The organism is Duodenibacillus massiliensis (assembly GCF_900128485.1).
In the GTDB taxonomy this organism is placed as follows: Bacteria; Pseudomonadota; Gammaproteobacteria; order Burkholderiales; family Burkholderiaceae_F; genus Duodenibacillus; species Duodenibacillus massiliensis.
Genome location: NZ_LT635861.1, coordinates 540,275 through 553,619, shown reverse-complemented (window position 1 = coordinate 553,619; position 13,345 = coordinate 540,275). Strand labels below are relative to the sequence as shown.

The following is a 13,345-nucleotide window of genomic DNA, read 5'->3' as shown; positions in this document are numbered from 1 at the left end:
AAAAAACAACGCACCTGCGGTAGGATGATTAAAAAAAAAAACCCGAAAGAGGAAAACCGTATGGCCGTCAAGTTTCTTTTCAAAACCGCCGTTGCCGCTGCTGTTGTGGCGGGCGCCTATGCCGCCGCAGGTTACTGGGGTGTGCCGCAGGGCGTGCGCTGGGGGCTTGAGACGTATCTGAAGCCCGCACTCGGCGCAAAGTCCGTCACGGTGGAGTCCGTCACCTTTGATCCCTGGAACTGGACACTGGAAGTGCGCGGCGTCTCGGCGCTCTCCGCGAAAAACAAATCCCTTCTTTCCTTAAGGCGTTTTTATACCGATGTGAGCGGTGAATCGGTCACAAAGCTTGCCCCCGTTGTTTCGGCGCTTTACGTCGAGGGCCTTAAAGCGAGCATCACGACTGGCTCAAAGAAAGTGGAAAGCGCCAAAAAGGAAGCCTCGCAGACCTCAGCCTCTGATGGTCTCGCTCTCCCCGCCTTCAGTATCGCCGACATCCGTGTAACGGACAGCGCCGTGACGCTCACCAATTCCAAAGCAGGCGTCTCCTGCGCGGTGACTGACGTCAACCTCACGCTACCGCTTGTGTCAACGCTTGCGGCCGGGACCCTCGCTCCGGTAACGCCCGCGCTTTCACTGAAAATTGACGGACGCCCTGTCAAGGCTTCGGGCACGGCTGACATTAAGAGCGCCGCCTTAAATATTTCCGCAACCGATATTGATGCCGCCAAGCTTGTGAGAGCCGCTGACCTTGCGCTCCCCGTGCGTATCGACAAACTCTCCGTGAGCGCCGACACCGACATCACCTTTAAGATGGCGGGCAGCACCCCTCAAGTTACGGCCAAGGGGACGGTTGCCGCCAAGAGCGTTGACGTAAGGGATGAAGCCGGCAGAAACTTTGTGAAACTCGCTTCGGCAAGCGTCACGGTCGGACACTTTGATCTCGCAAAGCAATCCGTGAGCGTCACAAACGCCGAAGTTCACTCCCCGGACATCACGCTGCGGCTTGCGCCCGCAAAGAATTCCGGCACGAAGAACGCTCCCGTAGAAAAGAGCCCGGAGACCTCCTCCGCCTGGCAGTGGTCGCTTGCCAAAACCTCGCTCACCTCGGGCACCGTCACCGTGATTGATCAGAGCGTCAAACCCACGGCACAGCTTAGGATCGCGCAGATTAAAGCAAGTGCTCAGGGACTCTCCTCACAGAAAAACAAAACCGGGACCGTGAGTCTCTCGGCCAGACTCGGCTCCGGCACGGTCTCAGCCTCAGGTCATTTGGGTGTTTCGCCCTTAAAAGCCGATCTCACGACCAAGATTGCCGCCTTAAATCTCGCGCAGTTTAACGGCTGGGTAAAGCCCCTGGCGGGCGCTCAGCTCACCTCCGGCACGGCGCAGCTTGCGGGCAACCTTTCCTACAAGGACGCAAAGACGCCGCAGATTGCCTGGAGAGGTGACTTTTCGCTTGTCTCGCTTGCCGCAAAAAATGCCGCGGGTAAAACGCTCATGACCTGGAAAAAGGCTTCCGCGAACGGTGTTGACCTCAAGTCCGTGACACCGGTGAACCTCACGGTGGGCGAACTTGTCGTCGAGCAGCCCGCGCAGAAAGTGACGAAGACCGTTTCCACGATTGCCGATATTCTCGGAGCCGTGGCTGCCGCCACCGGACACGAAAACACCGCACGCCGCGCGGGTAAGGTGAGTCAAACGGTGCAGAAAGATATCCGCGTGAAAAACCTCGTCTACGCCGACGGCCGCTTCTCGGTTAACGGCATCGGCCGCGGAACACTCGAAGCACTTGCCGTGGAAACCTTAAACAGCATCTTTGCCAAGGCAGACAAATAACCGTCAGAGAGCCTGAGTAAGCCCGGACACCGCAAGGTACGCCCGGGCTTCTTTTAAAGGCTGTAATGATCCTTGATTTTGGCCGTGAAAAAAGCCCAGGCTGACGCGAGCGTATAGACCGCACACACAAGAAGAATCACGCAGGCAAGCGTATAGGGGCGGCCTTCGGCCATCCGTTCGTTGACAAGCCTCAGTGCAGTGCGGACCCACTCCACCCCGAAAAAGACGAGAAACCCGACTTCAAGCCACTTCACCCAGCGGTAAGGCACCAAAAGAAAAAGCGCAAGCGCCGCAGGCAGCGGCAGCAGAGCCTCGTAGCCGTTAAAAAGAAAATGCGCCTCCATCAGAAGCAGGCTCACAATCGGGAAACACAGGCGCCACATGGTTTTACTTGTCCTTTGGGGTAACAGCAGCCGCGCGGGTATTGCGGGGTTTTTCGGGCGGCGTCACCGTCATGCTTTTATAAATATGTTTAATGCCCAGAATCGGGTGCTTAAACATAATACGCGGTCCGCCGAAGCGCATGACCTTTGCCGTTTCTTCGCGCATCTCGGGCTTATAGCAGTGGATTGTGCACTTGGCGCACACGGGCTTCTCCTCTCCGAAGGGGCAGCAGGCAAGGCGCTTTCGGGCGTACTCATAAAGCGCTTCACACTTTTCGCACAGCCCCTCTTTCGTGCCGTGATGCGCGTGGCAGTAGTCGGCGATCATGAAGCCGATCGTGTCGGCTTCCTCTTTAAGCGCACCTTTCTCAAGACGCTGCATACGGTCGTCGGTCATGTCTGAAGCAAAAATATCAAAACACTGTTACGCATGATAGGCAAAAAAGATGAGCGCTATCTGAGCAAAATCCGCACAGGCCAATCATTGTGCGGTATTTCGGAATCCTCGGTACGTCTTTAGAATTCCACGCGCCTTTCCGTGTCTGTGTAACCCAAGATTTTCTCTGTCCCCATGCTGCAGTCATTCTGGATGCTGGTGGCGGCTTTCTTTTTTGCCGTCATGAGCGCGTTTGTAAAGCTCTCCTCCGCCGAGACCGGTACCTTTGAGATCGTCTTCTGGCGCTCGCTCATCAGTTTTGCGGTGATCTGGGGCTTTATGCTCGCAAAAGGGTGTTCTCCGCGCACGAACTATCTCACGGGGCACTTAAAGCGCTCTATTCTGGGGACCGTTTCCTTCACGATGTGGTTTGCGACGATGGGGCACCTCCCTTTGGGAACCTCGACGACGCTTAACTACACGGCGCCCCTTTTTATTGCACTCACGGTGATCGTGATTGCACTCAAAAACCGGGAAAAGGCGCCCTGGCTTCTGGCGCTTGCCATAGTCACGGGTTTTATCGGGGTGTGTCTCGTACTGCAGCCGTCGGTAAACGGCGAACAATTTAAGTGGGCGCTTCTCGGGCTTTTTGCCGCTTCCATGGGACCGATTATCTTTTTCCAGATCAAGCAGCTCGGAAACCTCCACGAGCCCGCCTGGCGCATCGTCTTTTATTTTTCGCTTGTGGGCACCATCTGGGGGCTCGGCGGCAACCTCATCATTGAGGGCGGTATCGGAGGCCACTCCCCTGAAACATGGGGTGCGCTTCTCGGCGTCGGAATCACCGCAGTTCTCGCGCAGGTGTGCCTCACCCGAGCCTACGCATACGGCAACATGATGCTCACGGCCTGCTTTCAGTTTGCAACGATTCCGATTGCCGAACTTATCGGCACGTTCTGTTTCGGCGAGTCGCTTCCGGCAACGGCGTTGACCGGCATGGCGCTGATTCTCGTTGCGGGCTGCGCGGCATCGATCATCACCAAACAGATGGAAAAAAAACGGAAAAAGAAGGCTTCTTCCGGGCTTTAAGGCTCATAGCCCGGACACCGGTCCGGGCTTATGCATCCGGTTACTTCGTGTTGTTTAAGAAATTTAGCGCCGTGACCGTTTTAACCTCAGCAAGCTCTTCGGGGTTAAGTTTGAGTTCGTCGCTGCGGTAAAGGGCCAAAAGCCTCAGGCCCTCTTTTTTAAGGCAGTAGGACGTAAGCGGATACCCAGCAAAACCCTGCACGCAGTACATGGAAATCGCAAAAACAGCAGCAACCGTAAGGCCCTGCTTCATGGCCGCGGTCTGCATCATCGTTGCCGCCACAATGCCGCCTGTGAGCGGCGGAAGACCCGTGATGACGAGTGCCCGGTCCATAAAGAAAGGCGCAATAAAGTACGCGGCAGGGCACATACCCAAAAGGCCCGCAAGGCACACCGTGACGGTGCGCCACTGCTACATCAGCTGCTTGAGACTGATGATTGTGCCCAAGTGGGTAATCAGCAGATAAATGCAGAGCGTCGCGCCGAACGGAATCAGAAACGAGTCCTTCACAAGGTCGTGCGGCAGAATAGTCCAGTACCCCAACAGCAGCAGGACGGCTGACACAAAGACCGAAGGAACCCAGGTTTTGGTTAAGGTGGAAACCACCTCACCGATGATGATGACGCCTCCGCAGATCACAAAGGCGAGCAGAAAGTTGTACAGGCTCAAACTCCACGAGCCAATCAAGAAAAACACCCGCCCCCCTTTGGAAACGGACGCTTTTCGTCATTGTGGGCTTATGCCCGTGGGACGACTCAGAGAAGTTTGATGCGCTTGATTAACGGCACTCTCAGTAGGCTGTTTAAGTTAGCGGCCGTGCAACGTCAGCTGCCCGGTCGCTTCAAAAGACAGGAGATCAAAGAAAAGAGCCTACTTCTGCCGGCTTTCGCGCTCCATGCGCGCAGCCTGGCTCGCAGCTTCGGCAATGCTCTGATAGGCCGGGTCGTTGGGATCGGCCTTGGTAAGAATAAATTCGAGCGCAATACGCGCCGTTTTCCAGTCGTGCGCCTGAAACGCAGCCATCGCGAGAAACTCCTGCACCCGGAGGTTGTTTTCGTCAATCACGGCGGCCTGCGTGAGAATCTCAACAGCCTTTTTGTACGCGGCCTCTGTTCTGAGGTTCATGGTGGCCGCCCCGTACTCCATCAGTACGTCCGTGTCTTTGCCGGCAAAACGGCCGAGACTCACAGCCTTTTCATACGCATCAGCCGCTCCCTGCCAGTCAGAGCTCTGCGCAAGAGCGCGCCCGTAGAGCACCCAGGCACGTTCATCCTTGGGATGCGTTTCAAGAAAGGCCTTGAGTTCAGCCGCGCCCGGCGCGCGGTCGTTAAGCCCGAGCGTGCCGTCGGCACGCATGATGCCGCCCTTTTGCACCGAGTCAAACAAATCAATGGATCCTGCGGCTCCGAACCACTGATAAAGCCCCAATACCGACACCGTCATCAGCACGCACACGGTAAGCGCCGTCGCAACGGGAGCGCCTTTGCCTCCGAGCGTTCTGCCACGGGCCTCAGAAATATCCTGCAGCGCACGGCGCCTGACGTCCTCGACGCTTGCCTCGTAGCCCGCCTTATCGAGAAGCCCCGCATCAAGATCGGCCTTGAGGCTCTCCATCTGCTGCGCCAAAAGGACGCGTGAGGTTTCCTCGGCGCTTGCGCCTTTGGTACGGAAGAAGCTGTGCCCAAGAAGCGCCGGCACGACAAAGGCGCAGGCAATGAGAATCAAAAGGGCTGCAACGCACCAGAAAATAATTTCGTGTGACATGGTCTTTGGGATCAAGAAAAAAGCGGACAACCGAATTTTCGATCATCCGCTTCTCGTTTCGGTCAGGCGAATCTTACGGGATCCGCCTTTTCCGAGTCTGACTTACTTGGCGCGCTTGGCGGCCATTGCGTCACGCAGAACCTTGGTGGCTTCCTGAGCTGCGGCGGCAGACTTCGCAAGCGAGGCCTGAGCCATTTCAGGATTGTGGAACCAGGCACCGTTCACAGCCGTCCAGTATTCCCAGTTGGTGTGAGCAACGCTGTGCAGTTCGCGGGCCTTCTTGAGAGCGGCCTCATCAACACCCATGGCGTTGGCAAGATCGAAGGCGTTGAACATATCCGTCATACGGCTTTCAGCTTCACGGAGCTTACCCATGTAGTAAGCGTGCATGCCGGAAATCGTGCGCTTCATCTGAGCTTCGGTCTTGTCCTTGTGGCAGCGCAGGCAGGTTTCCTTCACGTAGTACTTGGAGCTCGTGGCCCAGTGGTTCGTGTAGGTCTTGCCGTCCTTGCCCTTAACCTTGGGCATATGGCAGTCCTTGCAGTCCACGCCGGCCTTGCCGTGCTTACTCGTCCAGTACGTTTCAACATCGGGGTGCTGCAGCTTGGTCAGCAGCGCACCGGTGGTGTTGTGCTTGAAGTCCTTGAAGTTGATGTGCTTGTAGAAGTCATCAATGCGGTCAACAGCGACGAACGGGAAGACGTTGGTGCGCTGATCGGACATCTTCACAGGCTTACCGGTCTTGGTATCGATACCCGGGTTGCAGTTGTACTCAACGTGGCACTGAGCGCACATGAGCTTGGAGTCCGCCTTTTCAAGGATGGCGATCTTACGGGTAAAGCCGCGCACGCCCATATCCTTAACTTCGATCTTGGTGCGGTTCGGATCTTCGGAGTAGACCGTCGGGAAATCCGTACGGGTCAGAGCCTGAATCAGACCGTCACGCACGACACGGGGTTTGGCCGAGTGCGGATCGTGGCAGAAGTTGCAGTTAACCGAGTGGCTCGTCTTGCGGGCCATGTCAACGACATTGCTTTCACGCGAGAACGTGGCGCCTTCAACCTTGTCGCCCATGTAGGCCCAGTCAAGCATCAGGTCGGTGGACTTACAGCTGATGCATACGGGGTTGGCGGCAGCTGCCGTCCCCGGACGACGCGGTTTCTGCAGGTTATCCTTCGGATACAGGTCGTTCATGACCTTCCAGGCATCGATCGCACCGCTACCCATGGAGAGATAGAGCCAGCCGTCCTTCGGAACAAAGCGGCCGCCGAAAGCACGGTCGCAGAGGAACTGATCAAGCACGGCGAAGGTGTGGCTGCGGAGTTCCGCATGTTCCTTCGTAAAGCCGTGGCCGCCCAAAGCGCGGTCAAAGAACGGATCGGGCGCAACGCCTTCAGCGGCCTTCTTGCTGGCACGCGGCGTACGATGATCATTGACCGTATACATCGACTTGAATTGTGCGGGGTGGCAGCTGCCGCAGGTCTTCGGATCCATGCTCGTCACAGGGCGGGTGTCTTTGCCCGGCGCCTTCAGATGCTTTGCAAGACCCGTGTGGCAGGAGGTGCAGGAAACGCTCTTATGAGCGCCGCTCTTATGAAAATCTCCGACATTACTGTGGCAGGCCACGCACATCGTGGTGTTGACCTTCTCAGCAGCTGACGCATTGGGGGCGATTGCCAAAGCAACCGCAGCGGCCAGGCAGGCCTGCATCACGTGTTTGATCATGTTGTGTCTCCTTTTATTTACCCGCCGCAAGACCACAACATCAAGTCCGCGCGGATTCCTTATATGAAGCTTATTTTCACACAATTTCGGGATAATCTGAAGAGTGTCTTAAGAATCCGACATATTGAGCCGTCTCAGTGAGTTACTGCCCATCATGATTTACGTTCGGGCCAAATGGCGCGCCACGACTGACTTAAGCGATGATTAAGAAAGCGGGGTTTGCTGCAGAAAAAATCTTTTCGATACGAAAGGCGTAAGGGTATATCCCTACAAAAATTTATAAAACTCAGAGGCAACACAGCAACAAAAAGCCCGGCCACCCACAACGGGAAACCGGGCCGAAACCGCTTCTTCTTTTGTGTTTCGTCAGAGGACTTCGCGGCCGATCAGATCGTAGTCACGGCTGTCTGTGACCTTCACGTCGACAAAGTCACCGGGATTGAGGTGTCTGTCGGTGGTCACATAAATCACGCCGTCAATATCGGGGGCGTCCGCCGTTGTGCGGCCCACGGCAACGCCGTCCTCATCTTCGCTCTCGTCAATCAAAACACGCTGCACGGTGCCGATCTTTTTACGGAGGTTTTCCGCGGAAATCTCCGCCTGCACCTGCATGAAGCGCTCGCGGCGCTCTTCGCGCACTTCCTCGGGCAGCTGTCCGGGTAAAGCGTTTGCGGCAGCGCCTTCCACAGGGCTGTACGCAAAGCACCCCACCCGATCGAGCCGGGCTTCCCGCAGAAAATCCAGAAGGTACTCAAACTCTTCTTCCGTCTCCCCCGGGAATCCCGCAATAAAGGTCGAACGGATCGTGATGTCGGGGCACAGTGCCCGCCAGGCGGCAATACGCTCGAGATTCTTTTCAGCGCTTGCCGGCCGCTTCATCGCTTTTAAAACCCGCGGATGCGCGTGCTGAAACGGAACATCGAGGTACGGCAGAATCTTTCCTTCGGCCATAAGCGGAATAATGTTGTCAACCGACGGGTACGGATAAACGTAATGCAGCCGCACCCAGGCGCCAAGATCACCCAAAGCCCGCGCGAGTTCCAAAAGCCGGGTTTTGACGGGCTTGCCGCCCACAAACCCCGTGCGGTAGCCCGTGTCAAGCCCGTAAGCGGCCGTATCCTGGCTGATCACGAGAAGCTCTTTGACGCCACCTTCCACAAGATTTTCGGCTTCCCGCAAAACGTCTCCGATCGGGCGGCTCACAAGGTCACCTCTTAGGCTCGGAATAATGCAGAACGTGCAGTGATGCGAACAGCCCTCACTGATCTTAAGGTAGGCGTAGTGCGAGGGCGTGAGTTTGAGGCCCGCGTTGGGGACTAAGTCCGAAAACGGTTCGTGCGGCCGCGGCAGATGCTGATGCACGAGTTTTAAGGTCTCTGCGGTTGAATCGGGACCGGTCACCCCGAGAAGCTTCGGAATGCGCTGCATCACCCAGTTGTCGCCTTCAGGTGTTTTCTTGCCGCCCAAGCACCCCGTCACAATGACGCGTCCGTTTTCACGCATTGCTTCCGTGATCGCTTCAATACTTTCGGCGACCGCCGCGTCAATAAAGGCGCACGTGTTCACGATCACAATGTCGCTGTGACGGTAGTCGCGGGCAATGAGGTACCCTTCCGCTCTCAATTCCGTCACGATCCGTTCGGTGTCAACAAGCGCCTTGGGGCAGCCGAGGCTCACAAAACCCACGCTCGGCACTGTTTTTTGCGTTGTAGCGGTCATTTCTGAGGTTCCTCAAGTGTCTTGTCTTCGGGTTCGATCCAGATTAAGGCCGCATGCCGCCCCGTTTTTTCCCCGTCACGGCGGTAGCTGTAAAAGTGTGCGGGATCTGCAACGGTGGAAAGCCCGCAGTCTTCGACATCCGTCACCCCTTCGCGCTTTAATGCTTCAGAAGCGTAGGCCGCCAGACTCAGAAAACATTTACCGGGTTCGCCCGCCGCTTTCACGGCGCCCTTAACATCCCCGAAGTGCGCCTTAAACGTTCGTGCGGTTTCTTCACTTGTTTCAAAATCGTCAAACCCGATTCGGGGGCCAAGCCAGGCTTTAAACTGAGCGTCCGGATTTCCGAGGCGCTCCCGCAGACGGCGCACGGTCTTTTCCACAATCCCGGCCGCAAGACTTCGCCAGCCCGCATGCACGGCGGCAACGGCCTTCCCATCTTTTTCAGCAATGAGTACCGGCAGGCAGTCGGCGACCTGCACCGCGCACACGACGCCCGGGGTGAGCGACGTCTGAGCGTCCGCTTTCACCTCATCCCTTTCCACAGTCTCGGCGTCAACGACATCCGTGCCGTGCACCTGCGTCATCCAGCGGGGCTCTCCCGGCGTCATCTGCGCAACAAGGCTGCGGTTCATGCGCACGCAGGAGGCGTTATCTGAAACGTGCACTCCGACATTAAGCCCCATGATGCCTTCCGGACCACCCCAGGGCCCCGATGAGACGCCCCCTACACGTTCGGTAAAAAGCGCCCCGACACGTTGACCAAGATCCGGACGGATCACATCCGATTCCGTTTTCCAAGCTATTGCCATTTTTAATCCACAAAAGCACAAAGCGGCCGCAGTTTAACCGTCTGCAGCCCGCAATAATCAGTCAAATACATGGACCGGCTCGTCCGTCGGTCCGAATCCGAGTTCATCCATGAGTCCTGCCATATCCTCAGGCGCCGGCGCAAACCATTCTGAGGCCGCGCCCGTCGCGGGATGCGTAAGCCGCAGACGGCTTGCGTGAAGGGCCTGACGGGGAAAGCCGTTGACCACCTGCGCTTCTTTGGGAAAGACTGAAGCGCTTGTGCGGTAAACGGGGTCCCCGATTAACGGCAGCCCCACGGTCGAAAGATGCACACGAATCTGGTGCGTGCGCCCGGTTTCAAGGCGGCAGGCCACCCAGCTCACGGCACGGCCCTCAATGTAGGCAGTGTCCACGAGCCGACAGTGGGTTTTTGCGGGGCGGCTGCCGGCCCCGCCGCGGCAGACAAACTTCTGGGGATTACGCGGATCGCGCCCGATCGCGCGGTCGACAAAACCCGCCTCGGGTGCAATGCCCGCCACAATCGCCCAGTACTCACGGGCGACGGCGTGTTCCTGCAGCTGCCGCACGAGGTTAAGCTGCGCAGCTTCATTCCGCGCGACAACCATGAGGCCTGAGGTGAGCTTATCGAGCCGGTGCACGATCCCGGCTCTCGGGAGTTTCCTGAGTTCCGGATAACGGAAGAGAAGCCCGTTTAAAAGGGTACCCTGCCAGTTGCCGGCCGCCGGGTGCACCACCAGGCCCGCGGGTTTATTGATAACGATGATGTCGCGGTCTTCATAGACTGTTTCAAATTCGATGCCGTCTTGGGGCTCAAAGGCGCTTTCTTCAGGAAGCGGCATCGGCCGCACTTCGAGCACATCACAGGCCGCCGCCTTCTGACGCACGCTTTTAGCCGGTTCCCCGGACACCGTGACGCGCCCGGCCTCAATCCAGCTTTGGATGCGGGCGCGGCTTACCTCAGGGATTTTGCGTGCAAGGATCTTGTCGAGGCGTTCCTCGCCCTCGTCAAAACCAAGTTCGAAACGGTAACAGTCCGGGAGGCTCGCTGCCGAAGGCGGCATAATTGCGAAATCGTCATCGTCGCCCTCTTCTGCGGGCACGGCATCCCCGATATAATCGGAAAACTTTTCTTCTGTCGTTTTATTCATCATGAACCTGAAACATCCGATGCGTCTGCGTCTGGCCGGTCTTTTTGCTGCCGCAACAGCGGCCGTCTCCATGACCGGCTGCGGCTGGCTGCAGGATCTGGAAATCGATCCCACCCGCGACTGGAGCGCCAATCAGCTCTACACCGAAGGGCGTGCCGCCATGGCTGACAGCAACTGGACCCTGGCGAAGGATTACTATACCAAGCTTGAGGCCCGCTACCCGTTCGGCGCCTATGCGCAGCAGGCTCAGATCGACCTCGCGTATGTGTATTTTAAGGATGACGATGCGGCAAGTGCCGTGCAGACCCTGGACCGTTTCCTGCGCGCCTACCCGAACCACCCCAACAGCGACTACGCGCTTTACTTAAAGGCGCTTGCCACGCTTAACGAACGCGACGGGTGGCTCTCCTCCTTTACGCGTCAGGATCTCTCCGAGCGTGACGCCCAGGCCGCACGTGACGCGTTTGACCTCTTTAAGGAACTTGCAGGGCGCTTCCCGGATTCCCGCTATGCAGCCGAAGCCAGGCGCCGCATGCATGAACTTGTCATCGCCCAGGCCAATCATGAACTCTCCACGGCGCGCTTTTACTTTGTCCGCAAGGCCTATGTGGCGGCAATTAACCGCGCTAAGGTAGTGCTCACGGACTTTCAGCAGACATCCGCCTCGGATGAGGCCATGCAGATCATCGCCGACAGCTACCATGAGCTCGGGCTCACGGACCTTGAGGCCGACATGCGCCGCGTGATGGAAATGAACAAAAACCGCGCCCGCTGATATTTTTAAGCCGCCGGTAATGCGAAAGGATCCCGATTTTGGGATCCTTTCGTTTTTTCAGAGCTTGAGTTTTTCAATCAATCAGAAGAAACCGCGCTTCTTTTCGGACATCGAGATGTAGATGTTCTTCACCTGGCTGTAGTGAGAAAGCATCATTTTGTGCGTTTCGCGGCCGATACCGGACTTCTTGTAGCCGCCAAAGGGCGTGCCCGCGGGCAGTTCGTTGTAGGTGTTGACCCACATACGGCCCGTTCTCACGCCGCGCGCCACACGAAGCGCACGGTTGATGTCGCGGGTCCAGACGGCGCCGCCGAGACCGTATTCGCTTTCGTTGGCAAGGCGCACCGCCTCTTCCTCGGTCTTAAATTTAATCACGCAGGCAACCGGCCCGAAGATTTCTTCCTGCGCAACACGCATCTTGTTGTCGACGTTGGCGAGCAGCGTGGGCTTCATAAAGGCGCCGGTCGGGCAGGCACGCTCGCCGCCGCAGACAACCTTCGCCCCCTCTTTTTCGCCGAGTTTGACGTAGTCGATGATCTTCTGAAGGTGACGTTCGTTAATCTGCGCACCGACCTGCGTGGACATATCCGTGGGATCGCCCACCTTCACCTTCTTAAAGGCTTCGGTAAGTGCCGCGACGAACTTGTCATAAATCCCTTCCTGCACGAAGATGCGGGAACCCGCGCAGCAGACCTGGCCCTGGTTAAAGAGAATGCCGATCTGAGCGCCTTCAATCGCCTTATCAAGCTGAGCGTCATCAAAGATGATGTTGGCGGACTTGCCGCCCAATTCAAGCGTAGCGGGAATGAGGCGCTTGGCGGCGGCTTCCGCAACCGTATAGCCCACTTCCGTGGAACCGGTGAAGGCAAGCTTGTCAAAGCCCGGGTTATCAAGCATTGCCTGACCGCTCACGGAACCGCGGCCCGTGATAATGTTGACGACACCGGCAGGCAGCACCTTGGCAAGGAGCTTGCCGAACTCGTTTAATGAGAGGGGCGTCGTGGAAGAAGACTTAATCACGACCGTGTCGCCCGCCGCCAGGGCCGGCGCAATCTTCCAGGCAGCCATCAGGAACGGGAAGTTCCAGGGAACAATCTGCCCCACCACGCCGATCGGCTCACGGATAATAAGGGAGAGCGTGTTTTCGTCAAAGACTGTTGCGGAACCTTCGTCGGCTCTCAGGCACCCGGCAAAGTAGCGGAAGTGATCCACGGCAAGCGGCACATCCACAAGCGTCGTTTCACGGATGGGCTTACCGTTATCGAGCGTTTCCACCATCGCGAGCTTTTCGGCGTTGGCTTCAATGAGGTCGGCGATTTTAAGAAGGATTTCGCTTCGCTCCTGCACGCTCGTTTTGGACCACGTTGCAAAAGCGGCGCGCGCAGCCTTAACGGCACGGTCGACGTCGGCGGCCGACGCGTCTGCGCACTCAGCGAGCTTTTCGCCGGTAGCGGGGTTTGTGGTCACAAAGGTCTTGCCGTCTTCGGCATCCACCCATTCACCGTTGATGAAAAGACCGTAACGGGCATCAATCAGATTCTTTGTCATTGCGGAACCTCCGGACAATTGCTTGTAATAACTGTTAGCTATTGAAAAACGACTTCCGATAAAGCCGTTTCGTTGATGTTCAGCATAGGCCGATTCCTGACGCCGTCAACGCCGCAAAAGTCGTAATCCGATACCCACCGAACGGCGTAGCAAGGAGAACTTTCCGCAGAA

13 protein-coding genes are annotated in these 13,345 nt (G+C 57.2%); 3 read left to right on the top strand and 10 right to left on the bottom strand.

Annotated elements, in window-relative coordinates:
• Window positions 1-60: 60 nt before the first annotated feature.
• On the top strand, window positions 61-1,836 hold the full coding sequence (locus tag BQ7486_RS10035) for a DUF748 domain-containing protein (protein WP_162272262.1): 1,776 nt from the start codon (window positions 61-63) through the stop codon (window positions 1,834-1,836).
• Window positions 1,837-1,889: 53 nt separating this feature from the next.
• Here BQ7486_RS10035 and BQ7486_RS10030 read toward each other — a convergent pair whose 3' ends face one another.
• Complete coding sequence (locus BQ7486_RS10030) at window positions 1,890-2,219, bottom strand: hypothetical protein (protein ID WP_022372615.1); 330 nt, start codon at window positions 2,217-2,219, stop codon at window positions 1,890-1,892.
• 4 nt (window positions 2,220-2,223) lie between these two features.
• Window positions 2,224-2,616 carry a nitrous oxide-stimulated promoter family protein gene (locus tag BQ7486_RS10025; RefSeq protein WP_022372614.1) on the bottom strand — a complete coding sequence of 131 codons (393 nt, stop codon included), beginning with the start codon at window positions 2,614-2,616 and terminating at the stop codon, window positions 2,224-2,226.
• Between the two features lie 174 nt (window positions 2,617-2,790).
• On the opposite strand from BQ7486_RS10025, the gene BQ7486_RS10020 reads away from it, so the two are divergent.
• Window positions 2,791-3,684: a DMT family transporter gene (locus tag BQ7486_RS10020; protein WP_074009908.1), complete on the top strand. Its 894-nt coding sequence runs from the start codon at window positions 2,791-2,793 to the stop codon at window positions 3,682-3,684.
• Window positions 3,685-3,724: 40 nt separating this feature from the next.
• Here BQ7486_RS10020 and BQ7486_RS10015 read toward each other — a convergent pair whose 3' ends face one another.
• From BQ7486_RS10015 to BQ7486_RS09985, 7 genes are all read right to left on the bottom strand, one after another.
• Window positions 3,725-4,078 carry a hypothetical protein gene (locus tag BQ7486_RS10015; protein WP_143183143.1) on the bottom strand — a complete coding sequence of 118 codons (354 nt, stop codon included), beginning with the start codon at window positions 4,076-4,078 and terminating at the stop codon, window positions 3,725-3,727.
• 18 nt (window positions 4,079-4,096) lie between these two features.
• Window positions 4,097-4,354, bottom strand: coding sequence for a hypothetical protein (locus tag BQ7486_RS10010; protein ID WP_074009906.1), 258 nt, complete (start codon window positions 4,352-4,354; stop codon window positions 4,097-4,099).
• A gap of 201 nt (window positions 4,355-4,555) precedes the next feature.
• A complete protein-coding gene (gene ccmI / locus BQ7486_RS10005) occupies window positions 4,556-5,449 on the bottom strand; it encodes a c-type cytochrome biogenesis protein CcmI (protein WP_022372611.1) in 894 nt (297 codons plus the stop codon).
• A 102-nt stretch (window positions 5,450-5,551) separates the two neighbouring features.
• On the bottom strand, window positions 5,552-7,174 hold the full coding sequence (locus BQ7486_RS10000) for an ammonia-forming cytochrome c nitrite reductase subunit c552 (protein WP_022372610.1): 1,623 nt from the start codon (window positions 7,172-7,174) through the stop codon (window positions 5,552-5,554).
• Between the two features lie 366 nt (window positions 7,175-7,540).
• Complete coding sequence (gene rimO, locus BQ7486_RS09995) at window positions 7,541-8,893, bottom strand: 30S ribosomal protein S12 methylthiotransferase RimO (RefSeq protein WP_074009905.1); 1,353 nt, start codon at window positions 8,891-8,893, stop codon at window positions 7,541-7,543.
• A complete protein-coding gene (pgeF, locus tag BQ7486_RS09990; protein ID WP_074009904.1) occupies window positions 8,890-9,702 on the bottom strand; it encodes a peptidoglycan editing factor PgeF in 813 nt (270 codons plus the stop codon). Before pgeF ends, rimO begins: the two co-directional genes overlap by 4 nt.
• 57 nt (window positions 9,703-9,759) lie before the next feature.
• The gene (locus tag BQ7486_RS09985) at window positions 9,760-10,854 is read right to left on the bottom strand and encodes an RluA family pseudouridine synthase (RefSeq protein ID WP_074009903.1); all 1,095 of its coding nucleotides are present in this window, start codon (window positions 10,852-10,854) and stop codon (window positions 9,760-9,762) included.
• Window positions 10,855-10,870: 16 nt separating this feature from the next.
• On the opposite strand from BQ7486_RS09985, the gene BQ7486_RS09980 reads away from it, so the two are divergent.
• Window positions 10,871-11,626, top strand: coding sequence for an outer membrane protein assembly factor BamD (locus BQ7486_RS09980; protein WP_074010129.1), 756 nt, complete (start codon window positions 10,871-10,873; stop codon window positions 11,624-11,626).
• A gap of 81 nt (window positions 11,627-11,707) precedes the next feature.
• Here the strand turns inward: BQ7486_RS09980 and BQ7486_RS09975 are convergent, their stop codons facing one another.
• Window positions 11,708-13,174 carry an aldehyde dehydrogenase family protein gene (locus BQ7486_RS09975; protein WP_022372605.1) on the bottom strand — a complete coding sequence of 489 codons (1,467 nt, stop codon included), beginning with the start codon at window positions 13,172-13,174 and terminating at the stop codon, window positions 11,708-11,710.
• Window positions 13,175-13,345: the final 171 nt, after the last annotated feature.